Source organism: Leeuwenhoekiella sp. H156 (genome assembly GCF_052218455.1).
Taxonomy (GTDB): Bacteria; Bacteroidota; Bacteroidia; order Flavobacteriales; family Flavobacteriaceae; genus Leeuwenhoekiella; species Leeuwenhoekiella parthenopeia.
On record NZ_CP197499.1, the window covers coordinates 17,316 to 42,539 of the forward strand.

The 25,224-nt window shown below is 42.1% G+C and carries 20 protein-coding genes; 18 read left to right on the forward strand and 2 right to left on the reverse strand.

Annotated elements, in window-relative coordinates; all coding sequences use genetic code 11:
• Positions 1-30: 30 nt before the first annotated feature.
• The 4 genes from murQ (at position 31) to ACSSS3_RS00095 (ending at position 2,475) form a co-directional block, all read left to right on the forward strand.
• Positions 31-849 carry an N-acetylmuramic acid 6-phosphate etherase gene (murQ, locus tag ACSSS3_RS00080; RefSeq protein WP_442845935.1) on the forward strand — a complete coding sequence of 273 codons (819 nt, stop codon included), beginning with the start codon at positions 31-33 and terminating at the stop codon, positions 847-849.
• The gene (locus ACSSS3_RS00085; protein ID WP_228229487.1) at positions 836-1,057 is read left to right on the forward strand and encodes a DUF6095 family protein; all 222 of its coding nucleotides are present in this window, start codon (positions 836-838) and stop codon (positions 1,055-1,057) included. The genes murQ and ACSSS3_RS00085 overlap by 14 nt, the downstream gene beginning before the upstream one ends.
• 91 nt (positions 1,058-1,148) lie before the next feature.
• Complete coding sequence (locus ACSSS3_RS00090; RefSeq protein ID WP_442844504.1) at positions 1,149-1,502, forward strand: ISAon1 family transposase N-terminal region protein; 354 nt, start codon at positions 1,149-1,151, stop codon at positions 1,500-1,502.
• Positions 1,503-1,521: 19 nt separating this feature from the next.
• On the forward strand, positions 1,522-2,475 hold the full coding sequence (locus tag ACSSS3_RS00095) for an ISAon1 family transposase (protein WP_442847412.1): 954 nt from the start codon (positions 1,522-1,524) through the stop codon (positions 2,473-2,475).
• Between the two features lie 132 nt (positions 2,476-2,607).
• Here ACSSS3_RS00095 and ACSSS3_RS00100 read toward each other — a convergent pair whose 3' ends face one another.
• On the reverse strand, positions 2,608-2,859 hold the full coding sequence (locus ACSSS3_RS00100; protein WP_228229488.1) for a type B 50S ribosomal protein L31: 252 nt from the start codon (positions 2,857-2,859) through the stop codon (positions 2,608-2,610).
• Positions 2,860-3,067: 208 nt separating this feature from the next.
• Between ACSSS3_RS00100 and ACSSS3_RS00105 the strand changes: the two genes are divergently transcribed.
• From ACSSS3_RS00105 to ACSSS3_RS00135, 7 genes are all read left to right on the forward strand, one after another.
• Complete coding sequence (locus tag ACSSS3_RS00105; protein WP_228229489.1) at positions 3,068-3,598, forward strand: DUF4199 domain-containing protein; 531 nt, start codon at positions 3,068-3,070, stop codon at positions 3,596-3,598.
• A 6-nt stretch (positions 3,599-3,604) separates the two neighbouring features.
• Positions 3,605-4,555: a glycosyltransferase family 2 protein gene (locus ACSSS3_RS00110; protein WP_442845936.1), complete on the forward strand. Its 951-nt coding sequence runs from the start codon at positions 3,605-3,607 to the stop codon at positions 4,553-4,555.
• Between the two features lie 145 nt (positions 4,556-4,700).
• Entirely contained in the window at positions 4,701-6,419 is a 1,719-nt protein-coding gene (locus ACSSS3_RS00115) for a phospho-sugar mutase (protein WP_442845937.1), read from the forward strand.
• Between the two features lie 76 nt (positions 6,420-6,495).
• Complete coding sequence (locus tag ACSSS3_RS00120) at positions 6,496-8,319, forward strand: ABC transporter ATP-binding protein (RefSeq protein ID WP_442845938.1); 1,824 nt, start codon at positions 6,496-6,498, stop codon at positions 8,317-8,319.
• Positions 8,320-8,761: 442 nt separating this feature from the next.
• Positions 8,762-9,280 carry an RNA polymerase sigma factor gene (locus ACSSS3_RS00125; RefSeq protein WP_228229493.1) on the forward strand — a complete coding sequence of 173 codons (519 nt, stop codon included), beginning with the start codon at positions 8,762-8,764 and terminating at the stop codon, positions 9,278-9,280.
• Between the two features lie 31 nt (positions 9,281-9,311).
• On the forward strand, positions 9,312-9,812 hold the full coding sequence (locus ACSSS3_RS00130) for a hypothetical protein (RefSeq protein ID WP_442845939.1): 501 nt from the start codon (positions 9,312-9,314) through the stop codon (positions 9,810-9,812).
• 20 nt (positions 9,813-9,832) lie between these two features.
• Entirely contained in the window at positions 9,833-10,276 is a 444-nt protein-coding gene (locus ACSSS3_RS00135; protein WP_228229495.1) for a hypothetical protein, read from the forward strand.
• 39 nt (positions 10,277-10,315) lie between these two features.
• On the opposite strand, the gene ACSSS3_RS00140 is transcribed toward ACSSS3_RS00135, so the two are convergent.
• Positions 10,316-11,365, reverse strand: coding sequence for a WD40/YVTN/BNR-like repeat-containing protein (locus ACSSS3_RS00140; protein WP_442845940.1), 1,050 nt, complete (start codon positions 11,363-11,365; stop codon positions 10,316-10,318).
• Between the two features lie 75 nt (positions 11,366-11,440).
• Between ACSSS3_RS00140 and ACSSS3_RS00145 the strand changes: the two genes are divergently transcribed.
• The 7 genes from ACSSS3_RS00145 (at position 11,441) to ACSSS3_RS00175 (ending at position 25,197) form a co-directional block, all read left to right on the forward strand.
• Positions 11,441-12,661, forward strand: a complete 1,221-nt coding sequence (locus ACSSS3_RS00145; protein ID WP_442845941.1) for an RsmB/NOP family class I SAM-dependent RNA methyltransferase — start codon at positions 11,441-11,443, stop codon at positions 12,659-12,661.
• A gap of 232 nt (positions 12,662-12,893) precedes the next feature.
• A complete protein-coding gene (gene purL, locus ACSSS3_RS00150) occupies positions 12,894-16,550 on the forward strand; it encodes a phosphoribosylformylglycinamidine synthase (RefSeq protein WP_442845942.1) in 3,657 nt (1,218 codons plus the stop codon).
• Between the two features lie 441 nt (positions 16,551-16,991).
• The gene (locus ACSSS3_RS00155; RefSeq protein ID WP_442845943.1) at positions 16,992-18,638 is read left to right on the forward strand and encodes a hypothetical protein; all 1,647 of its coding nucleotides are present in this window, start codon (positions 16,992-16,994) and stop codon (positions 18,636-18,638) included.
• A 482-nt stretch (positions 18,639-19,120) separates the two neighbouring features.
• Positions 19,121-20,890 carry an AMP-dependent synthetase/ligase gene (locus tag ACSSS3_RS00160; protein ID WP_442845944.1) on the forward strand — a complete coding sequence of 590 codons (1,770 nt, stop codon included), beginning with the start codon at positions 19,121-19,123 and terminating at the stop codon, positions 20,888-20,890.
• Positions 20,891-21,027: 137 nt separating this feature from the next.
• Positions 21,028-21,489 carry a MarR family winged helix-turn-helix transcriptional regulator gene (locus tag ACSSS3_RS00165; protein WP_442845945.1) on the forward strand — a complete coding sequence of 154 codons (462 nt, stop codon included), beginning with the start codon at positions 21,028-21,030 and terminating at the stop codon, positions 21,487-21,489.
• The gene (locus tag ACSSS3_RS00170; RefSeq protein ID WP_442845946.1) at positions 21,489-23,897 is read left to right on the forward strand and encodes a 3-hydroxyacyl-CoA dehydrogenase/enoyl-CoA hydratase family protein; all 2,409 of its coding nucleotides are present in this window, start codon (positions 21,489-21,491) and stop codon (positions 23,895-23,897) included. Before ACSSS3_RS00165 ends, ACSSS3_RS00170 begins: the two co-directional genes overlap by 1 nt.
• A gap of 106 nt (positions 23,898-24,003) precedes the next feature.
• Positions 24,004-25,197, forward strand: a complete 1,194-nt coding sequence (locus tag ACSSS3_RS00175) for an acetyl-CoA C-acyltransferase (protein WP_442845947.1) — start codon at positions 24,004-24,006, stop codon at positions 25,195-25,197.
• Positions 25,198-25,224: the final 27 nt, after the last annotated feature.

The window sequence follows — 25,224 nt, forward strand, 5'->3', positions numbered from 1 at the left end:
ATATTTGCCAAAGGCGAAAAAATTCAGCATATGAGCTTCACTAAAACAACCGAACAGGATTCAAACTATAACGGGCTTGAGAATATGGCTGTCTCAGAGCTCCTGCAAAATATCAACGCCGAAGACAAAACGGTCCCGCTCGCCGTTGAAAAGGTATTACCACAAATAGAAAAATTAACACAGGAAGTAATCAGACAGTTAAAGCAGGGCGGAAGACTTTTTTATATGGGTGCCGGTACCAGCGGAAGACTTGGTGTGGTTGACGCGTCGGAGTGCCCGCCCACATTTGGCGTACCCCACGGAATGGTAATAGGTCTAATTGCCGGAGGCGAAACTGCCATACGCAAAGCCGTTGAGTTTGCTGAAGACAGCCCTACTCAGGGTTGGGCAGACTTGCAGGAGCACGCGATTTCTGAAAAAGACATGGTTATTGGTATTGCAGCGTCGGGCACGACTCCTTATGTCCTCCACGCACTGGAAGCCTGCAATAAAAATAACATCCCCACCGGAAGCATCACCTGCAATGCCGGAAGCCCTATTGCGAAGACTTCAAAATTTCCGGTTGAAGTAGTCGTTGGTCCCGAATTTGTTACCGGAAGCAGCCGTATGAAAGCCGGTACCGCACAAAAACTGGTTTTGAATATGATTTCAACAGCAACGATGATTCAACTAGGCAAGGTGAAGGGAAATAAAATGGTAGATATGCAGCTTAGTAATGATAAGCTGGTAGATCGCGGGATACGTATGATTCAGTCTGAAATACCTGTTGATGCACAAGAGGCCGCTCAATTATTAAAGAATCACGGCTCTGTAAGGGCCGCTATAAACGCATATCATGGCAACAAATAAAGAAGCCCTGGCACGTGGCGTGCGCACATTAGCCATGTCATTACTTTTTATGTTTTTGGGTCCCGGTATCCTATACCAGGCTTTTAAAAATCAGGAGCATCCGCTTTATATACCCGTTTTGATATTGGGCATTGTTGCTGCAACACTGGCGATTTACTTTGGGTTCAAGGGAATCAATCGCATTATGAAAGCTTTATTCAACGATTAAATCAGTACCCTGAAGCTAATTACGGATCATTCTCAAAAGTTGTGTGTGAATTGAATGAATAGTTTGATTTTTGTTTTCTAAACAGGAGGCATTGGACGCATATATAGATTTACTTAAGATTTTATTACCAGAATTATTGATTACCCATTTTAACCTTACCGGTCATCAAACAGAGGGAGATATACTGCACCTGCATTTTGAAGAAAAACCAGAGGTCCCTAAAGAGTTTTCTTCAAGCCTGGTCACAGCGCACGGGTTCCATAAAGAAATAACCGTTCAGGATTTTCCTGTGCGTGGCAAAAAAGTATTCCTGCATATAAAGCGACGTCGATGGCTCAACAAACAAGACAAAAAAGTTATTCAGCGTGACTGGAACTTAGTAGCACAGGGAACCCGAATGACCGTCGAGTTTGCTGCTTTTTTAAAAGTACTTAATCAATACTAAAGCTTCTGACTGTCATACCATAGGTGGGTTCTACGGAGTAAACGGTAAAAAACTTCAACGCCAGTACAAAGACCAATTAAGCGACTTCAAAACTTGGGAGCAAAAACCACATGCTAAGCAATGGCTCATCTTTCCAGAGAATATAGGAAGATACTTATCTATTGACGAAACTGCGCTATCCAGAGGGGAGCTCTACACCATAATCACAAATAAAAAAGCAAAAGGTAAAAAAGGATGCATTGTTGCGATCTTTTCCGGCACTAAAGTAGAGCCTATCATAGAGCAGCTCCTTCAAATACCAGCAAAGAAACGAGCCAAAGTCAAAGAAATCACTTTGGATATGGCTAATTCAATGAAGACCATTGCAAGAAAATGTTTCCCAAAAGCAATACAGGTTACAGACCGATTCCATGTACAGAAACTGGCACTGGAAGCCTTACAGGATATAAGGATCAAACACCGATGGGATGCTATAGATATGGAGAACGAACAAATTAAACAAGCCCGGTTAAAACAGAAAAGTTTTACTCCCAAAACCTTTGACAATGGGGATACCAAAAAACAGTTATTAGCCAGGAGCCGGTATCTGCTCTATAAAGCACCTTCAAATTGGACAGAAAACCAATACCAGCGAAGTAAAATACTCTTCGAGCACTATCCAGATATAAAGTTGGCATTTAAGCTCACACAAAGACTTAGGGATATATTCAACAAAGCAAAGTCAGTGGAAGTGGCTTATACAAAACTGGCTCATTGGTATAAAGATGTAGAGAACACAGGATTTAAGGCATTCAATACCATTGCTAATACCATAAACATTAATTATAGATCAATACTCAATTACTTTATAAACAGAAGTACTAACGCTTCAGCTGAGTCCTTCAATGCAAAGATCAAAGCATTTAGAAGCCAATTTAGAGGAGTAAAAAACATAGAATTCTTTCTATACAGATTAACTACAATTTTTGCTTAAACACAACAATTAGGATTGATCCCTAATTACCTTTGGACTTACTAAAAATTAATTATAAGGCACCTCAGATGCTGCCAATAAAAAAGCCTTTGCAAATGCAAAGGCTTTTTTAGTATATCTGTTGAATTCCGCTTACTTAGCGAATTTCTTGTATTTGTTTTTGAACTTATCAATACGACCAGCAGTATCAACCAGTTTAGATTTACCGGTATAAAAAGGATGTGATGCTCTAGAAATCTCCAGTTTTACAAGCGGATACTCTGCACCGTCAACTTCAATCGTTTCTTTTGTATTTGCTGTAGATTTAGTTAAAAACACTTCGTCGTTAGACATGTCTTTAAATGCTACTACTCTGTAATTCTGTGGATGTATATCTTTTTTCATCTTAAATGCTTTAAAATCTGCTGAATTTTGAGGTGCAAATTTAGAAATAAAAAACAATCTGACAAGGCGATATTAAAATAATATTTTCCTTGGCGTTTATCTTTAGTCTTCAAATGTAACAAAATTCACAACAGCACTACTTATGCCTCATTAAAAACTAGGTGTATCTCGTGCTAATATGTACTTTTACACCGCAATTCATAAAATCATGGAAGCACAAAAACCATCAACAGGGCAAATCGCCTTAACTTACGGAGCCCTTCTGGGGTTTCTCACTATTGCACTAGCTGTAGTACTTTATGTAACCAACTCATTACTGGATCAAAACTGGATTACAGGCCTGGTGGGCTTTCTAATCATGCTTGGAGTTATTGTTTACGGGCAACAGGTATTTAAAAAGGCAAATGGCGGTTTCTTAGAATTTAAAGATGCCTTAAAAGTAGGATTAGGTATTGCCCTTATAGGAGGCATTCTGGGTGCTCTTTACAATTATATTTTTCTTACCGTAATAGAACCCGACTTTATTAATTTAATCATTGAAAAGCAACGTGAAGCGATGATTGAGTCTCAGCCCAACGCGACCGAAGCCCAACAGGAGCAGGCTTTGGCTATCGCTGCTAAATTTGCCCGTCCGTGGGTACAGTCATCTATTCAAGTCATAGGTGGTATATTCTTTGGGTTTATAATTTCTTTGATTAGTGGTCTTATTTTGAAAAAATCTAATCCGCACCAATACTAAGATTCTATGCAGCTATCGGTAGTTATACCCCTTCTTAATGAACAGGAGTCTCTACAGGAGCTTTACGACTGGCTTACCGCTGTACTCGTTAAAGAACAACTTTCTTACGAGCTGGTCTTTATAGATGATGGCAGTACAGACGGTTCCTGGAATACCATAGCACAATTGTCAAACCTCGATAAACGGGTTAAAGGAATACGTTTCAACCGAAACTTTGGTAAAAGCCAGGCTTTAAACGCAGGCTTTCTGGCCGCTGAGGGCGATGTTGTAATTACTATGGATGCAGATTTACAGGACAGCCCTGATGAAATTCCCGAATTATACCGCCTCATTACCGAAGAAGATTTTGACCTGGTCTCTGGCTGGAAAAAGAAACGATACGATTCGGTGATTTCTAAAAATCTGCCGTCTAAACTTTTTAATGCTGCTGCCCGCAAAACCAGCGGACTCCAGTTACACGATTTCAACTGCGGTCTCAAGGCTTATAAAAGTGAGGTAATTAAAACCATCGACGTATACGGCGATATGCACCGTTACATTCCGCTATTGGCTAAAAATGCAGGCTTTTACAACATAACCGAAAAGCCGGTACAGCATCAGGCCCGTAAATATGGGGAAACCAAATTTGGCGCAGATCGTTTTATAAAAGGCTTCCTCGACCTCATAAGCATCTGGTTTATCACGCATTTTGCCAAAAGACCCATGCACCTTTTTGGAACATTAGGAGTCATTATGTTTATCCTTGGCGGCTCATTTGCCGCGTATCTGGGCATAGACAAATTATTTATCAACCCAACTGCACGCCTGTTAACACAGCGACCGCAATTCTACCTCTCGATCACCAGCATGATTATCGGAGTACAATTGTTCATCGCGGGTTTTATTGGTGAACTCATTCAACGCTCACAAAACAACAGTCCGCGCTACTTAATCAGAGATAAAAAGGGTTTTAATTAACATGTAGTCAATCATTGAAATTAAAACAATTCAAATATTATCCCTTTAAAAATACAGACCCATTTATTCGTCTACGGGTTTGCTGCGAAATAGTTTACTTAAACCGAAATGTCTATTTTTGACTTTCAAAATCGAATTTAAAATTATGAACGCCGAAATACGAGAAAAAGCCGAAGCCTGGTTATCCCCTACTTTTGACAACACCACACAGGAAGCCGTCAAAAAAATGATGAATGACAACCCGGAAGAACTCAATGAAAGTTTTTACAAAAACCTCGAGTTTGGAACCGGTGGAATGCGAGGCATAATGGGTGTTGGTACCAATCGTATCAACAAATATACGCTGGGCAAAAACACACAGGGCCTTTCCGATTATCTAAAGAAATCCTTCCCGGGAGAGACCGTAAAAGTTGCTATCGCTTACGACTGCAGAAACAACAGTAAAGAGCTGGCTCAAGTGGTTGCAGATGTATTTTCGGCAAATGACATTAAAGTATTCTTGTTCAGCGATCTGCGCCCTACTCCAGAACTCAGTTTTGCGGTTAAACATTTAGACTGCCATTGCGGTATCGTACTAACAGCCAGTCACAACCCGCCGGAATATAACGGGTATAAGGTTTACTGGCAGGACGGTGGTCAGCTTGTACCGCCCCAGGATTCTGAGATTGTTAAAGTAATTGAGTCTCTGGATTATGATGCTGTTAATTTTTCTGCGAAAAAAGAACACATCACCTATATTGATAAAGATGTAGATCAGGCGTTTATCGAAGCTTCCCTGGCTAACGGAAGCTTTCCGGAACTGGCCAAACACCGCGATGCTGTAACCATCGTTTTTACTCCGCTTCACGGTACTTCGGTAACTATTATTCCCGATGTTCTTGAACAGGCCGGATATAAAAACGTACACGTTGTTGAAGAGCAACGTAAACCCGACGGAAATTTCCCTACCGTAAAATCACCCAACCCGGAGGAACCAGAAGCCCTTAAAATGGCCCTTGATCTTGCCGAAGAAAAAAATGCCGATATCGTAATTGGTACCGACCCTGATTGCGATCGTCTGGGTATTGCAGTGCGGGATAATTCCGGAAAACTGGTTTTGCTTAACGGAAACCAGACGATGGTTGTGATGACCGACTTCTTATTGAAACGCTACTTTGACCAGAATACACCTAAGGGTAATGAATTTATTGGTTCGACCATTGTTTCTACCCCAATGATGGAGGTTCTTGCCAAATCGTATGATCTGGAATGCAAACTGGGCCTTACCGGTTTTAAATGGATTGCCAAGATGATTAAAGATCATCCGAAACAGCATTTTATAGGCGGTGGTGAAGAAAGCTTCGGTTATATGGTAGGTGACTTTGTACGGGATAAAGACGCGGTAACCGCTACCCTGCTTGCTTGTGAGATTGTAACACAGGCAAAAAGTGAAGGTTCTTCCTTCTACAAAAAACTACAGGATTTGTATGTAAAACACGGCTTTTACAAAGAAGATCTGACCTCTTTAGTTAAAAAAGGAATTTCGGGTGCCGAAGAAATCAAGCAAATTATGATTGACCTTCGTGAAAACCCGCTAAGTACGGTAAATGGCGAGCGTGTGGTGCAAATTGACGATTATGCGTCTTCCAAATCGCTTAAAATATCAACCGGAGAGTCCTCATCTATTGATATCCCGAAATCTAACGTGCTGATTTACCATACAGATCAGGGTTCGCGCATTGCTGCCAGACCAAGTGGTACCGAGCCCAAGATTAAATTTTACATCAGTGTACACGAGCCTGCCAAAGATTTAGAAAGTTTGCCGCAGGTGGAACAAAAACTCGATCAAAAAATAGCTGGAATACGCAAAGACCTGGGTCTTTAAACTTGATCTAAGCTAAAACGCAATACCTATCCCCGATTAGTTTCGGGGATACGTATATAAACCGACTACGGTTCTTATGAATTATTTTAAACAAATCATACAATTTGCTAAGCCTTATAAGCAGTATGCAGTGTACAATATAGTTTGTAACATTTTGTATGCACTCTTTAGCACGCTGTCTTTTTTGGCGCTTATACCTGTAATCGAAATCCTATTTGATAAAAGTAAACGGATTACCGAATTACCGGTTTGGAAAGGCTGGAGAGGATTTACAAATTACGCGACAGATTATTTTTACTATCAGGTAAGCTCCAGGGTTTCAGAAAACGAACTCTCGGCACTGGTATTTATTTGCGGGATTGTTGTAATCCTGTTTTTTCTAAAAAATATTTTTGGATACCTCGCTACCTTCTTCATTACCTTTTTAAGAAATGGGGTGATGCGGGATTTACGGGATAAAATCTACGATAAGTTGATTGAACTTCCGGTTGCCTATTTTTCAGAAAAACGGAAAGGAGATACGATTTCTCGGATAACTGCAGACGTAAATGAAGTGGAACGTTCGTTCCTTTCTATACTGGAAATGGTAGTAAGAGAACCGCTTACCATTATTTTCACTATCGGGGCGATGTTGGTAATCAGTGTTAAGCTTACCATCTTCGTTTTTGTGTTTTTGCCTATATCGGGCATGATCATATCCCGAATTGGGAAGTCATTGAAAAAGCAATCCCATAAGGCACAGGAAGAAAATGGGGCTTTTTTATCAATTGTAGAAGAAACCCTTTCCAGCCTTAAAATCATTAAAGGTTTTAATGGCGAAGATCAATTCCGAAAGAAATTCAGGGATAGCACCACTCGCTTAAATACCATTTTAAACACACTCATCAACCGGCAAAACCTGGCCTCACCCGCCAGTGAATTTCTGGGTGTATTTGTGATTGTGGTGATTTTGTGGTTTGGGGGCCAAATGGTTTTAGTTGAAGGATCGCTTCCTGCAGCTCAATTTATTGCATTTCTGGGTCTTTCCTATCAAATATTAACTCCCGCAAAGCAAATCAGTAAAGCTTCGTATAGTGTCAAACGCGGTAATGCAGCAGCTGAGCGTATTCTTTCGATTTTGAATACCGAAACCACTATTAAAGATAAACCCGACGCAATTGAAGCCGCCGAGTTTAAAGAAGCATTGACGATTGAAAATATTTCATTTAGTTATGAGGATGAAAAAGTCCTGAAAAACTTTTCAGTAAAAGTCGAAAAAGGACAAACCGTTGCCCTGGTAGGACAAAGCGGAAGTGGTAAGAGTACAATCGCCAATCTCGTCACCCGTTTTTATGATGTAGATTCCGGCGCGATTAAATTAGACGGTATAGACCTGAGGAATTTGACTAAAAAATCGGTACGTGCGCAAATGGGACTGGTTACTCAGGACTCAATTTTGTTTAATGATACCGTGCGCAACAACATTTTGCTGGGCAAACCCAACGCGACCGATGAAGAAGTTATTGACGCTCTGAAAATTGCCAATGCCTGGGAATTTGTTAGTGAGCTTCCGCTAAAGCTGGATACTAATATTGGAGACAGCGGAAACAAGCTAAGCGGTGGTCAAAAACAACGCCTTTCGATCGCTCGTGCCGTCCTTAAGAATCCGCCAATTATGATTCTGGACGAGGCCACTTCGGCTTTAGATACCGAAAGTGAACGTTTGGTACAAAAAGCCTTGGAGAATATGATGATGAACCGTACTTCGATCGTAATCGCACACCGGCTTTCAACCATTCAAAATGCAGATCTGATCATCGTGATGCAACGCGGTAAGATTGTAGAACAAGGCAAACATCAGGAACTTCTTGCAGTTAACGGGACCTATAAAAAACTGGTTGAAATGCAGTCTTTTGAATAGCCTATAAAAACTACTGGTTCGCGATCAGGACCGCTGCACGATTGACTAACTGTTCTAGCCTTTAAAGAATCCAAATAAAAAAATCCACACGCTTTACGATGTGGATTTTTTTATTGTTGTTGACCGTAAGCTTTGGCTGTTGGGTAAAATGCGGGGTGAAAAACTACTTTTTAATTTGGGACAAAAAAGGAATTAAACAATTATAATCGTGTCAACAACAGTGTCTACACTTTCAACGAAGTCAAAGATAATCTGAAAATCCTAAAAATCAAAGACTAATTGCACTTTAACTAATATTATTGCATTTAATCGTTTGTTTAAGTGTGAAGAAAGGATTTACATCCAACCTAAAAAGAAGCGGATTAAGAGTATTCTTGCTAACTTTAATCAATAGATTAAACCTTTTTTAAAATTCAAAGTCCAAAGAAATAGAATTTCAGAATTGAGTAAAACCGCTACATATCCTACAGACCTCAAATTTGAGGATTTGGTAACCGAGTACAAAGAGCGTTTGTACTGGCATATACGGCGTATGGTGGTTTCGCATGATGATGCTGACGACGTTTTACAAAACACCTTCATCAAGGTTTATAAAAATCTGGATGGTTTTAATGGCGAAAGTCAAATTTACACCTGGCTCTACCGCATTGCGACTAATGAAAGTATAACCTTCATAAATAAGAGAAACCGTAGGGCCAGTGTGGGCAGTGAAGAATTGCAAAGCGCTATTGTAAACAACCTGGCCAGTGATCCCTATTTCAACGGAGACGAAGCTCAGGCCAAATTGCATCAGGCTCTGGATACGCTTCCGGCAAAACAGAAACAGGTTTTTGTGATGAAGTATTTTGACGAATTACAATACAATGAAATTTCTGAAATACTAGGCACATCTGAAGGTGCCCTGAAAGCAAGTTACCATCACGCGGTAAAAAAAATAACCGACTTTGTAACAAGTCATTAAACCTTCAGGATTTTTAAAAGTCAAAAAGACAATGAATACCAACGATAAACATATACCCGGAGATTTCAAGTTGCCCGAAAATTATTTTGAGCAGTTTGAAGACCGTCTGTATACCGAGCTCAAATTTCGGGAGCTGTATCCTGACAATCAGGATGGCTTTACGGTTCCTGATGGCTATTTTGATCAGGTTGAGACTTCAATTTTAGCCAAAACCACTAGAGAGCCAAAGGTTATTTCATTAAACTATAGAAAATTTGCTGCGGCTGTTGCAACTATCGCCGCACTTTTCGCTTTGCTCTTTTATGCGGAAAAACCTAATGCAAATGACGCCGGTTTTGAAGGTCTAAGTTTAAGCAGTCTCGAGAATTATCTGGTAGAACAAGATCGCATTCAGGACTTCTTTTCTGATGAAGAATTAAACAGCATTGAAGCAAATACCTCGTTTTTTGATGACGACCATCTTAGTGATGAAGTGATTCTTGAATATGTGGATCAGGATGTTATTGAATATGCTTTGAATACAGACGATTAATTTCAACTCTAAAAATTACTATGAAAAAGTTTATAACTATACTCGTGCTGCTGGTTTGCCTGGCTTCTTATAGTCAGGATGGCGACAGACACGAACGCATAAAAGCCCTTAAAGTTCCTTTTATAACTGAAGAACTGGAGTTAACTCCTTCAGAGGCCGAAAAATTCTGGCCTATTTACAACAGTTACGACAAACGCATGCACGACTTGCGTGAGCGCGAGCGGGATTTATTTAAAGAAAAGTTTTCCCGTTCAGGGTCTAAAAACAAACTGAGTGATGCTCAGGCACAAACCCTTATTGAAAAATACAACGCGCTTCAAAAAGAAAAATACCAGGTTGAAAGTGAAATGCTTAGAGACTTAACCCAAAAATTACCTGCCTCTAAAATGGTTTTTCTCCCGGAAGTAGAACGCAATTTCGGGCGGAAACTCTGGGAAGAATACAAGAAAAGAAAAAATGAATAAGTATAAAAAGCGGCTGTTTCTCAAAACAGCCGCTTTTTTTTATCGCTTGAATTTCAATTTTGAAACCCTGTTAGTCCCGGCGGCATAAGCTGTTGAGTCGTTTAAAAACCGAACGGTAAAAAAGCTTTCATCGCTCAGGTGCTTCCAGGTTGCTCCCTGATCTGCAGAATAATCAATCCCTTCAAAACCTATTGCAACCAGCCCCTTTCCGGCGCTGCCGGGTACAAACCGAACACAACTTCGGTAACCGGGGTTTTGATTATCGCCTACCAGCTCCCAGGTTTTACCGCCATCAAGCGTCAACGCTTTTACCGCTTTATGAGCTTCGGCATTGCTGTAATCGCCACCTACGATAAAACCCGTATTTTCATCATAAAAATCAATGGAATAACCTCCGGTTGTAGGGGTACCCTGTATGAGAGGCGTTTCAAAAACCTCCCAGGTTTTTCCTTTATCTGCGGTGTGTAAGACGCGCGACTTCATTCCGCCGGTAATAATCCAGGCGTGATCCCCGTACACTTTTATGTTGCTGTTGCTGGCTGCAAAAGCGGCCTCCCCCTCTACTGCTTCCGGCAACAGGTCGCAGCTTAATTTGTTCCACGACTTGCCGCCATCACGGGTTATGATAACCGAAATACACGAATCGGTTGGATCACCCATCGCAATACCCTCCTGGTCGTTCCAAAAGGTCATCGAGTCATAAAAAGCTTTGGGATCGTCTTCTTTATAAACCACTTCCATCCTACCCGTATCACCTGTTTTATAAAGCAGCGCAGGGCTTTCAATACTCAACATAAAGAAATCCTGAGTCGTGTGAGCTACTGCCCTAAAGTTTGGTGTGATCGAATCGTAGGTAATGACACCGGTATTCCAGGTTTCTGTCTGAGGGTTGAATAAACCGTATTTGCCCATAGTACCCGCAAAAGCAAGGCTTCCGTCAGCAAGGATCTCAATCGCCCGTATACTTACCGAATCACTAAAAATAGGTTCAATCGCTACAGATTGTATGGGTCCGGCCTCCCGCTTTTCTTCCGTTTGCTTACAGCTTGAAAAGGCCAGAATAAGAAAAAGTACTGCTATTAGTCGCATAATCTAAAATTTCGCCCAATTTAAAACTATTCCTTTTGAAACCTGTACCTTTGCGGGCATTTTAAAACAAAACGTATGCGTTTACACCGCAATCTGGTCTTTGCCGTAATTGATGGACTGATCGAAATATTTAATGAAGGAGGCTATGCCGATAAGGTAATCGCAAAACAACTTAAACGCGACAAACGCTGGGGCTCCCGCGACCGCAGTTTTGTAGCCGAAACAACCTACGACATTGTACGCTGGAAACGCCTGTACGCCGCTATTGCAGATGTGGGCGAACCCTTTGAACGCAAAGACCTCTGGCGCCTGTTTGCCGTTTGGTGTACGCTGCGCGGAATAAAATTACCGGACTGGCCACAGTTTGAAGAAACGCCTACCCGTCGCATCAAAGGTAAGTTTGACGAATTTTCAAACATCAGAAAATTACGGGAGTCTATTCCCGATTGGCTTGATGAATTGGGCGAAAAAGAATTGGGTGAAAAATGGGATGCAGAGATCGCTGCGCTAAACAAGCAGGCGCCTGTGATTTTACGCGTAAATCGCCTGAAAACCAATATTGGTGAACTTCAGCAAAAACTGGTTGAAGAAGGTCACGAGACCGAAAACCTCAAGGCCTACAAAGATGCCTTACAATTGCAGGAACGCGCTAATGTTTTTACCACTCAGGCTTTTAAAGACGGTCTGTTTGAAGTGCAGGATGCTTCCTCACAACTGGTTGCTCCCTATCTGGGTGTAGAACCGGGAATGCGGGTGATTGATGCCTGCGCCGGTGCCGGCGGTAAAGCCTTGCACCTGGCTGCCGAGATGGATAATAAAGGGCAATTGATTGCGCTTGATATTTATGCCAATAAATTAAAAGAATTGAAGCGCAGGGCCCGTCGCGCCGGAGCTTTCAACATTGAAACCCGCGCGATAGACAGCACCAAGGTTATCAAAAAACTGCACAACTCGGCAGATCGCGTTTTGCTCGATGCACCCTGTACCGGACTGGGCGTTTTAAGCCGTAACCCCGATGCCAAGTGGAAATTAAAGCCGGATTTTGTTGCAAAAATTCAGGAAACGCAGCAGACTATTTTAAGAGATTACTCCAGAATGGTTAAGCCGGGCGGAAAAATGGTATATGCCACCTGCTCTATACTTCCTTCCGAAAATCAGGAACAGGTCAAAAAATTCCTGAAAAGTGAGGAAGGTAAAAACTTCAGTATCGAGAAACAACAGACCGTACTTTCAAGCGAAAGCGGCTATGACGGCTTCTATATGTGCCTGATGGTTAAGAAGGACGAGAAGAAATAAACTATTTATTGAACAGATTTTAAACCTCACAGGTCTCCAGTACCTGTGAGGTTTTTCTTTTCTATAGCGGGTAACCGGCGGCTGAGTAAATTTAAAAACCCTTGGTTTTTAAATTTATATCGAAGCCCGGTTATCAACAAAAAGCGATGATTTTCTGTTGATTTTGTTTCGGTTTTAGGGCCAAATAAAAAAACAAAAAAGCCTAAATTTGTCGCTTCTTAGCAAACGCATTATGATTCACTTTTTCGGTTCTCAGGACACCAAAATTTTCGCAGTTCAAAGCAAAAACGAACTTTCAGAAGAAACGACTAAAAAGCTCATCTGGCTCTTTGGCAACCAGCCCAAAATACAAGCGTCTGCAATCGACGCTTTTTTTATTGGTCCGCGTGCCACCATGATTACGCCCTGGAGCACCAATGCTGTTGAAATCACCCAAAACATGGGGATTGAAGGCATCATCAGGATTGAAGAATTTGTTGCCGGCAAGGCCGAATTTGACCCGATGCTTTCGCAGGAATACAAAAAACTCGATCAGGATATTTTCACCATAAATATCAAGCCCGAAGCCATCAAGCCTATTGAAAACATTGAGGAATACAACAAGCAGGAAGGGCTGGCACTTAGTGCTGAAGAAGTGATGTATCTGGAAGGTGTCGCAGAGCGCATCGGGCGTCCGTTAACCGATTCGGAAGTGTTTGGCTTCAGTCAGGTAAATTCTGAACACTGCCGCCACAAGATTTTTAATGGAACTTTTGTGATAGACGGAGAAACCAAACCGGTTTCGCTTTTTAAACTCATCAAGAAAACTTCAGAAGAAAACCCGAACGAAATTGTTTCGGCCTATAAAGACAATGTTGCCTTTATCAAAGGTCCAAAAGCCACACAATTTGCCCCCGAAACCGCAGATAAACCCGATTTCTATACCGAAAAAGAATTTGAAAGCGTGCTTTCGCTTAAAGCCGAAACCCACAATTTCCCCACAACCGTAGAGCCTTTTAACGGGGCTGCGACAGGTTCCGGGGGTGAAATACGCGACCGCCTGGCCGGTGGAAAAGGTTCGTTACCCCTTGCCGGTACTGCCGTATATATGACCGCATACTCGCGATTACTCGACGATCGCCCGTGGGAAGAAACGTTTCCGGCGCGTAAATGGTTATACCAGACCCCGATTGACATTTTGATCAAAGCTTCAAACGGAGCTTCAGATTTTGGAAACAAATTTGGCCAACCGCTTATTGCGGGTTCGGTGCTTACGTTTGAACACGAAGAAGCCGGCCGAAAGCTGGGTTACGATAAGGTCATTATGCAGGCCGGTGGTATTGGCTACGGCAAAAAAGCGCAGGCACTTAAAGAAAAACCTCAAACCGGTGATAAAATCGTCATTCTGGGCGGTGACAACTACCGCATAGGGATGGGTGGTGCCGCGGTTTCTTCGGCAGATACCGGTGCATTCAGTTCCGGGATTGAGTTGAATGCCATTCAGCGTTCAAACCCCGAGATGCAAAAACGTGCTGCCAACGCCATCCGCGGGATGGTAGAAAGCGACGAAAACACCATCGTTTCGATTCACGATCACGGCGCGGGTGGTCACCTCAACTGCCTATCCGAACTCGTTGAAGAAACCGGCGGAAAAATTAATTTAGATAAATTGCCGGTGGGTGACCCTACCCTTTCGGCTAAAGAAATTATAGGTAACGAGTCTCAGGAACGTATGGGGCTGGTTATCGGAAAAGAACAACTGAAGACTTTACGCACGATTGCCGAGCGTGAGCGTTCTCCTATTTACGAAGTGGGTGACGTTACCGGCGATCACCGTTTTACCTTCAAATCAGCCACCACAGGTGCGGCACCTATGGATCTGGCGATGGAAGATATGTTTGGCAGTTCGCCAAAAACCGTGATGATCGACTCCAAAATTGATCGTAAGTACAGCGATGTGGCGTATAGTCTGGAGCATTTTCATGATTATCTGGAAAACGTACTGCAGCTGGAAGCCGTTGCCTGTAAAGACTGGTTGACTAATAAAGTTGACCGCTGTGTGGGCGGAAGGGTTGCCAAGCAGCAATGTGTGGGTACGCTTCAGTTACCGCTTAACAATGTGGGCGTTATGGCGCTCGATTTTAAGTCTAAAAATGGAATCGCAACCTCCATTGGTCACTCACCCGTTAGCGGACTCATTGACCCCGTTGCCGGAAGTAAAAATAGTATCGCCGAAGCACTGACCAATATCATCTGGGCACCGCTTGATAAGGGTCTTAGATCGGTTTCCCTTTCTGCAAACTGGATGTGGCCCTGTAATAACGAGGGTGAAGATGCGCGCCTTTACGAAGCGGTTCAGGCGGTTTCTGAATTTGCGATTGATCTGGGCATTAACGTGCCAACGGGTAAAGATTCGCTTTCTATGAAGCAGAAATATCCTGATGGCGATGTGCTTGCTCCGGGAACTGTAATCATTTCGGCAGCCGGAAATTGCAACGATATTGACCGCGTGATTGAACCGGTTCTTCAGGCCGATGCCGGAGCGATTTATTATCTAAACCTTTCTAAAGATGCCTTTAAACTGGGCGGTTCGTCTTTTGCCCAGGTGCAGAATAAGATTGGTGCCGAGGCTCCGTCTATACAAGATAATATCGCATTCGCGAAAACATTTGACGTTATTCAATATTTGATCAAAAACGATATGATCGTAGCCGGTCACGACGTGGCTTCAGGAGGCCTGATCACGACCCTGCTTGAATTGTGCTTTGCCGAAAACAAACTGGGAGCTGCTTATGATTTTTCAGCCTTCGGCGAAAAAGACATTATTAAAATCCTGTTTGCTGAGAATGCCGGAATCGTCATTCAGGCCGCTAAAGACCGGGATATCGAAGCGGTGTTGAATGAATACAACATCGAGTTCTTCAAAATCGGTACCGCCAATACTTCGGAAGAATTAACCATTAAAAAGGATCTGGTAGAAATCGGTTTAAACATTCCTTCGCTGCGTAGAAAATGGTTTAAAACCAGTTATTTGTTAGATCAAAAACAAACTGCAAACGGTCTGGCTGATGCGCGTTTTGAAAACTTTGATAAACAAGATTTAAAATACACCTTCCCAAAAGGCTTTACCGGTTTAAGACCCGGAAACCGCGCTGCGGGAAGCCGACCTAAAGCGGCGATCCTTCGCGAAAAAGGAAGTAACTCGGAACGCGAGATGGCAAACGCGATGTACCTTGCCGGATTTGATGTCAAAGACGTGCACATGACCGATTTGATAAGCGGTCGCGAAACGCTGGAAGATATTCAGTTTATAGGTGCTGTGGGTGGATTCTCAAACTCCGACGTATTGGGGTCAGCCAAAGGTTGGGCCGGTGCTTTTCTCTATAATGAGAAGGCAAACACGGCTCTGAAGAATTTCTTTGCACGACCTGATACACTATCGGTGGGTATTTGCAACGGCTGCCAGTTGTTTGTAGAACTTGATCTAATCAATCCCGATCACGATCAAAAACCCCATATGCTGCATAACGATTCGCATAAGCACGAAAGCGGCTTTACCAGTGTAACCATTGCAGAGAATGATTCGGTGATGCTTTCAACACTTTCGGGCGCGACCTTAGGCGTTTGGATTTCGCACGGCGAAGGCAAGTTTGACCTTCCGTTAGGTGAAGAAAACTATAAGATTGTTGGTAAATACGGTTATGATGCTTACCCGGCAAACCCTAATGGCAGCAGCTACAATACTGCGATGATGACCGATAAAACCGGTCGCCACCTGGTGACCATGCCACACATTGAACGCTCTATTTTCTCCTGGAACTGGGCCAACTATCCTAAAGATCGCAATGATGAAGTTACGCCGTGGGTTGAAGCTTTTATCAATGCGCGGGAGTGGATTGAGAAGCAGTAAAGCATTTAAATTATAAATTATAAAAGCAGGGCTTGATAACAGAATTCACGCCCTGCTTTTTAGTTTACAAGCAATTATTTCGCGCAACTCAAAAAATCAACTCCGTTTAAGCCCTATTGAAGCTATCTCAAGACCAGGTCTCACTTCTTTTTATCTAAAAATTATTCAGGCTTAAGGACATACAGTTTTTAGTTCGCCATCAACAGCCGTATACCAGTGTTTAGCGTAATCGCGAGACATTCCTTGTTAAGGTTTATGCCCTGGTTATCTGTTTCGATTATAGCAAAGTTAAGAATGGTATTTCTTCCTGAAAAGCCCTTTTTAATATGCTTAATTCAAAATAATAGAGAACTAAATGAGATTTAATTTTAAATTTTCTTTAACAGTTGTGCGATTAAATTATATTTGAAACTAATTTTTTAATTATTCAAATTTCTTAGAATGAAAAGACTTCTACTTATTCCATTAGTTTTAATGATTTTTTTAAGCGGACTGCAAGCTCAAATCAAAATTGGACCTATCAGTATAAACCACGGTCAGGAGATTGAGGAAGACAGAGAGAAAATAATTGTTATAGCCGGTGAAGCCAATGACCGCATTTATACTTTGGCTACCAAAGGTAAAAACTACTTTATAAAAGTCTTTAGTTCGGCTGAAATGGAACTTTTGTCTGTTAATGAAGTGGTATTAGATGAGTTCAACGGCAAAGATGTTGAGTTTGATGATATTCAGGTTTTAAATGACAAAATATATGTCATGGGTAGTGTCTTTGATAAAAGTGACGACACCAATAACCTTTTTGGCTTTGAGGTATCGAAAGAGGGAAAATTAACCGGCGCCAAAAAAAACCTCTTTTCAACTGAAGTCACCAAGAAGAGAGAACAGGGTGCTTTTTATTTCAAAAAATCTCCTGAAGGAAACTTACTGCTCATTCTGCACGCTTCGCTTTTTGATAAGGAAGAACTCATACAGTACGAGATAAAACTCATCGATGAAAACTTAAATACGGTTGCTAGCCATCTAGAACAAATACCTTTCACAGACCGTAATGATTTGGAGTTTAGCATAACTGATTTTGATGTAAACGTGATGGGTGATATTTTTCTCGCCACCAATGAAAGTTACAGAGATAAAGACGCAAAAGAGAACATAGAGAAATTTGAAGTTCATCTTTTTAAAGCAAAAAATAATTATAAAAAGGAGATCGTGAAGATTGACTTCACAAATAAAGAGGTAATCAATTGTGAATTAATGGCTACCCGTGATGGCCTTGTAAATCTGGTAGGTTTTTACTCGGGTGTACGCAACAACGGCAGACCCAATAAAGAACTGGAAGGTGTCTATGCGGCAGTTGTTAATAGCAATACAAACGAAGTGAATAACTTAAAATTTACCGAGTTTGACATGGATACCAAAATCAAACTCCTGGGTGAACGAAGAGCAAAAAAAGGTAAAGATGTAAAGCCAATGTATGTAACCCATAGCCTAATTGAGAAAGAAGATGGCGGTCTTATTCTGCTTTCAGAATATCAGCAGATATTAGTAGGGCGTACTTCCGGGATTGGCCCGCTGGGTGTAACACCGGTGATTTATGATAACAATGAGATTATTGTAACCTCTTTTAATCCTGATGGTTCTGTAAAATGGACTAATGTCCTGGCCAAAGACCAGCAGGCTGCATTCTCCACCCTATCACTTGGCTTTTATGGTTTTGGAGGAAACGCCAATTTCACAGTAGGTGCAGGAATTTCCATTCCCATTGCGGTTTTATCCAAAGGGCCTGAGTATCTGAGTGCAATGCCCATTTATGAAAACGGCATTCTAACCGTGATTTTTAATGATAATCAAAAAAACATAGGCGTCACAGACATAGAGGAAATTAAAACTCTAGGTAATTACAACAAAGCTTTACCAACTGCATTTCAATTTGATTCAAACGGAAGTATCACCCGAATAGATCAGGAAAATTTTGAAGAAGGTCAGCTTATATTGCGACCTAGGGTATTTTTAAGAAAAAATCCAAAAGAGTATATAATCTACTCTTCAAGAAAATCTGAAGATCGAATGGGGAGAATGTTTATAGATTAATTACATCTTAAAAACACGCGGTCTTCGAAGACATTAACTCAAAAACTCAAATCTAGAAGGCTGTCTAAAAAGTCTTAATAACTTGAACTGTCAGGTTGAGCCTGTCGAAACCGATATTGATAATCAGTAAGTTGAAAATATTTCGACAAGCTCAATTTGACATGTTCTTGCTTTTTAGATAGCCTTTTTCTTTAAATGAATCCACTTTAGTTTTACTGCATAGTAAGACATCAGAAAATCAAACGAACCCATACAGCACCATCGGCTTAACATCTGTGCTATTTTGATATTCGCAAGTTTTCATCGTAAATTTTTCTAAAACGATATAGTAAAGCAACTAAATTCGTTATTTTGCATTGGTATTTGGTTTGAAGCCCTCCTCTTAAGGATAATTAATTTCGAACTAATTCTACCCAATTCAAATCTGACTAGTCCTAATAACTTTAAACTCGTCAATCGAGCCAACCCTATTTTATATACCTATGGAAATTAAACGCCTTTTTGACTTCCCTTATCATCAACTGGAGCAATACAACCTGAAAGAAGCTTTGGTCACCAAGTACAATGGAGAGTGGAAAGCCATTTCCTCTCAGGAATACGTTGACCAGGCAAATGCTGTAAGTCGAGGTCTGTTGAAACTGGGAGTAAAACCTAATGATAAAATTGCTGTTATTTCGACAAACAACCGTACCGAATGGAATGTGATGGACATCGGTATCTTGCAGCTGGGTGCTCAGAATGTTCCTATTTATCCAACTATTTCGGAAGAAGAATATGAGTATGTACTCAATCACAGCGAGTCTGTGTACTGCTTTGTATCGGATCAGGAAGTGCTCGATAAAGTAAATGCCATAAAGGCAAATGTTCCTTCATTAAAAGAAGTATTTAGTTTTGACACCATCGCGGGTTGCAAAAACTGGAAAGAAGTTCATGAGGCCGATACCTCAACCCAGGCAGAAGTTGAAAAAATAAAAGCTTCCGTCAAGGAAGATGATCTCGCGACTTTAATTTATACCTCAGGAACCACAGGAAAACCGAAGGGGGTTATGCTTTCGCACAAAAACGTGGCATCAAACGCTATTAACAGTGCGACACGATTCCCCATAAATCCGGGTCAAAGTATCGCTTTGAGCTTTTTACCGGTATGTCACATTTACGAGCGTATGTTGATGTATTTGTACCAGTACGCAGGCGTAAGCATTTATTTTGCTGAAAGTCTGGAAACCATAAGTGAAAATCTAAAAGAAGTAAAACCTCAGGTAATGACAGCGGTGCCACGCCTCTTAGAAAAAGTTTATGATAAAATCATTGCAAAAGGTGCCGATTTAACCGGAGTTAAGAAAAAACTTTTTTTCTGGGCGGTAGAAGTTGGTCTGCAATATGAACCCTACGGCCAAAACGGCTGGTGGTACGAGCAAAAGCTGGCATTAGCGCGTAAATTGATCTTTAGTAAATGGCAGGAAGCTCTAGGCGGAAATCTTAAAGTAATCGCTTCAGGTAGTGCTGCGCTACAACCCCGACTGGCTCGTGTATTCAATGCTGCAGGAATGGGTGTTATGGAAGGCTACGGTCTCACTGAAACCTCCCCGGTAATTTCGGTAAATGACATTCGCAATCACGGTTTCAAAATCGGGACTGTAGGTAAACCCATACCTGAAACAGAAGTTAAAATCGCAGAGGATGGAGAAATCCTGATCAAAGGTCCACAGGTAATGATGGGCTATTATAAAGACAAGGAAAAAACAGACGAAGTTCTAGAAAACGGCTATTTCCATACCGGAGACATTGGGGAGATTGACAGCGAAGGCTTCCTCAAAATCACCGACCGTAAAAAAGAAATGTTTAAAACCAGCGGCGGTAAATATGTTGCTCCTCAGCTTATTGAAAACGCGATGAAGCAATCCCGCTTCATCGAGCACATTATGGTCATTGGTGAGGGCGAAAAAATGCCGGCTGCAATAATTCAGCCCAATTTTGAATTTATAGCAGACTGGGCTAAAAAGAAAGGCATTTCTGTAGGTGCTACCAATAAAGAAATCGCTGAGAACGAAAACGTGAAAAACCGCATTATGGAAGATGTGGAACTTTACAACGAGAAGTTTGGAAAATGGGAGCGCGTTAAAAAAATTGAACTCACTCCGGACGAGTGGAGTATAGATGCCGGGCACCTCACTCCTACTATGAAACTCAAAAGACGTATCGTAAAGGAAATGTACATTGATAAGTACAACAAGATTTACGAACACAAATAATATTCAAAAAACTCCTTAATTTTTAAGGAGTTTTTTTATGCATCTACCCAAAGACAAAGTTTAAAACAGCTAATCTGATAAATTTTCCTTAACTTATTATGCGTGCATAGTATTTTTTTCTAACTTTACGCAAACGTATGAGTAAAAAAGAAATCACTATCGATCACGCCCTTAGGGCAACCTGGCAGGCCATTACCAAAATGTATAATGAGCAGGCTGCACAACTAGACAGTACGATGGCTACAGGCTTCGCATTGTTAAGTATAGATCCCGAAGAAGGCACCCCCTCAACTGCTTTGGGTCCACGTATGGGAATGGAGGCTACCAGTCTTTCCAGAACCCTGAAATCTATGGAAGAGCGCGGGTTGATCGAAAGACGGCCGAATCCGGCAGATGGCCGCGGTGTCCTGATTTTCCTTACGGAATTTGGAAAAAAAAACCGGGATTTTAGTAAAGACCGGGTATTGAAGTTTAACGAAGCCATCAGAAACAATATTGAGGCCGAAAAAATAGATCACTTCTTTGAGGTCATAAACGTCATCAACGATTTGATTCAGAATAAAAAAGTTTATAAAACCACCGAAACGACTATAAAATAATGAGTAAAAGACGAATAAATAAAGTTGCAGTTATTGGCTCAGGTATTATGGGAAGCGGTATCGCTTGTCATTTTGCCAATATTGGAGTTGAAGTACTGCTACTCGACATTGTTCCGCGTGAACTAACCGACAAAGAAAAAGCAAAAGGTCTTAGCCTTGAAGATAAAGCGGTGCGCAATCGCCTGGTTAACGATCATTTGCAAAATGCACTAAAATCAAAACCTTCACCCATTTATCATCAGGATTTTGCACAACGCATCACCACAGGTAATATGGAAGATGATATTGCCAAAGTGAAACATTACGACTGGATTATTGAAGTTGTGGTAGAACGCCTGGATATCAAAAAACAGGTTTTTGAAAAGCTTGAAAAACACCGTACTCCCGGAACCCTGATTACCACAAATACCTCCGGTATTCCGATCAAGTTTATGAGCGAGGGACGCAGCGAAGATTTTCAGAAGCATTTCTGCGGAACGCACTTCTTTAACCCTGCCCGTTATTTAGATCTTTTTGAGATCATTCCGGGACCAAAGACCGATAAGGAAGTTCTTAATTTCCTAAATGAATACGGTGAAAAATTCCTGGGTAAAACTTCGGTGGTAGCTAAAGATACTCCGGCATTTATCGGTAACCGCGTGGGGACTTTCAGTATTATGAGCCTTTTCCATACGGTTAAAGAACTTGACATGACCGTAGAAGAAGTTGATAAACTGACCGGCCCCGTAATCGGCCGTCCCAAGTCGGCGACCTTCCGTACGGTTGATGTGGTTGGTTTGGATACTTTGGTACACGTGGCAAACGGTATCCGTGAAAATGTAGAAAATGATGAGCGTGCCGAGTTGTTTTCACTTCCCAATTATATTGACACCATGCACGGCAAGCAATGGTTAGGAAGTAAAACCGGCCAGGGCTTCTATAAAAAAGTTAAGAAAGACGATGGCTCAAGCGAGATTCTTACGCTTGACCTCAATACGATGGAATACCGCGAAAACAAACGCGCTTCCTTCGGTACTTTAGAAAAAACAAAAGGCGTTGACAATGTCGCCGACCGCTTCCCTATTTTGGTTGACGGTAAAGACAAAGCAGGCGAATTCTTCCGTAAAAACTTTGCGGGATTATTTGCCTACGTGCAAAACCGCATTCCTGAAATCACAGACGAACTCTACAAGATCGATGACGCGATGCGTGCCGGTTACGGCTGGGAGCACGGTCCGTTTCAGATTTGGGATGCTGTAGGTGTTGAAAAAGGAATCGAATTGATGAAAGCCGAAGGTTATGATATCGCAGACTGGGTTTCTGAAATGCTTTCGTCAGGTAAAAATTCATTTTACACCGTTAAAGAAGGGAATACCTGGTATTATGACATCCCTAAAAAGGAATACATCAAAAAACCGGGTCAGGATGGCTTTATCATTCTCGATAACATTCGCGAATCAAAAGAAGTATTCAAAAACAGCGGCGTAGTCGTTGAAGATTTAGGTGATGGAATCCTCAATGTAGAATTCCGTTCAAAAATGAATTCCATTGGTGGTGACGTCCTTTCCGGCTTAAATAAAGCCATTGATCTGGCCGAAAAAGATTTCGCCGGACTCGTGGTTGCCAATCAGGGGAAAAACTTCTCGGTAGGTGCCAATATCGGAATGATCTTTATGATGGCCGTTGAGCAGGAGTATGACGAACTCAACGCTGCGGTTAAATATTTTCAGGATACATGTATGCGCCTGCGCTACTCGTCAATCCCTACCGTTGTGGCTCCTCACGATATGACCTTAGGCGGGGGTTGCGAAATGACCCTGCACGCTGACCGCGTCGTGGCAGCAGCAGAGAGTTACATTGGTCTGGTAGAATTTGGCGTTGGGGTGATTCCCGGCGGTGGTGGTTCTAAAGAAATGACTTTACGTGCTTCAGAAACCTACCACAAAGACGATGTCGAATTAAACCGTCTTCGCGAATACTTCCTGGCAATTGGTATGGCAAAAGTTTCGACTTCGGCCTATGAAGCCTTTGATACCGGTATTTTAAAGCCCGGTAAAGATATTGTTGTTGTAAATAAAGACCGCCAGATCGCAGCAGCCAAAGAGGTTGCGAAGTTTATGGCAGATCAGGGTTATACCAAACCTATAGAGCGTACAGACATTAAAGTATTGGGTAAACAGGCTCTTGGTGCATTCCTTGTTGGTACCGATCAAATGAACGCCGGTAAATACATCAGCGATCACGATAAGAAGATCGCAAACAAACTGGCTTACGTAATGGCCGGTGGTGACCTCTCTGAAGCTTCTTATGTAAGTGAGCGGTACCTGCTTGACCTGGAACGTGAAGCCTTCTTAAGTCTTTGCGGCGAGCGCAAAACGCTTGAACGTCTGGAGCATATGATCAAGAAAGGGAAACCGTTGAGAAATTAGGATCCCCACCTGGCCTCCCCCAGGGGGAGGAACATTTAGTGTTGAACAATAAAAATCCTATTTCCTCCTAATAGGTGTTCCCCCTTCGGGGGATAGGGGGCTTAAAATGAGCAAAACAGCATATATAGTAAAAGCATACCGAACAGCCGTAGGGAAAGCTCCCCGCGGATTGTTCCGATTTAAAAGACCCGACGAACTCGCTGCGGAAACCATCGATTATATGATGAAAGAGGTTTCTAACCTCGATAAAAAACGCATTGATGATGTTATGGTAGGCAACGCGATGCCCGAAGCCGAACAGGGCCTTAACGTAGGTCGCCTGATTTCCCTGATGGGATTGAAGATCGAAGACGTACCGGGTGTAACCGTAAACCGGTATTGTGCATCCGGTATTGAAACCATCGCAATGGCTTCGGCAAAAATACAGGCCGGAATGGCAGATTGTATCATCGCCGGTGGTGCCGAAAGTATGAGCTACATCCCTATGGGTGGTTACAAACCGGTACCCGATTATAAAGTAGCCAAAGCCGGAAACGAAGACTACTACTGGGGAATGGGACTTACCGCAGAAGCTGTAGCCAATCAGTTTAAGGTTTCGCGTGAAGATCAGGATGAGTTTGCGTACCATTCGCACCAAAAAGCCTTAAAAGCTCAGGAAGAAGACCGTTTTAAAGAGCAAATCGTTCCGATAGAAGTAGAACATACGTTTGTAAACAACAGCGGTAAAAAAGAAACCAAAACCTACACGGTAAGTAAAGACGAAGGTCCGCGTGCCGACACCAGCCTTGAAGTATTGGGTAAACTGCGTCCTGTTTTCGCCGAAGGCGGAAGCGTAACCGCAGGAAACTCCTCGCAAATGAGTGACGGTGCAGCTTTCGTATTGGTTATGAGCGAAGAAATGGTAAAAGAATTAAACCTGGAACCCATCGCCCGCCTGGTAAACTTTGCAGCCGTGGGTGTTGAACCGCGCATAATGGGAATTGGACCTGTAAAAGCCATTCCGAAAGCGCTAAAACAAGCCGGACTCAAGCAAGACGACATCGACCTGATTGAATTAAACGAAGCCTTTGCTTCGCAGTCTCTTGCGGTAATCCGTGAATTGGGCTTAAATCCCGATATCGTAAACGTAAACGGCGGAGCGATTGCATTGGGTCACCCGCTGGGATGTACCGGAGCCAAACTCTCGGTGCAGTTGTTTGACGAAATGCGTAAACGTAATATGAAAAACAAATACGGTATCGTAACCATGTGCGTAGGTACCGGTCAGGGCGCCGCCGGGGTTTATGAGTTTTTGAACTAAGGGCCAGAAAAAAGATAATAGAACAGA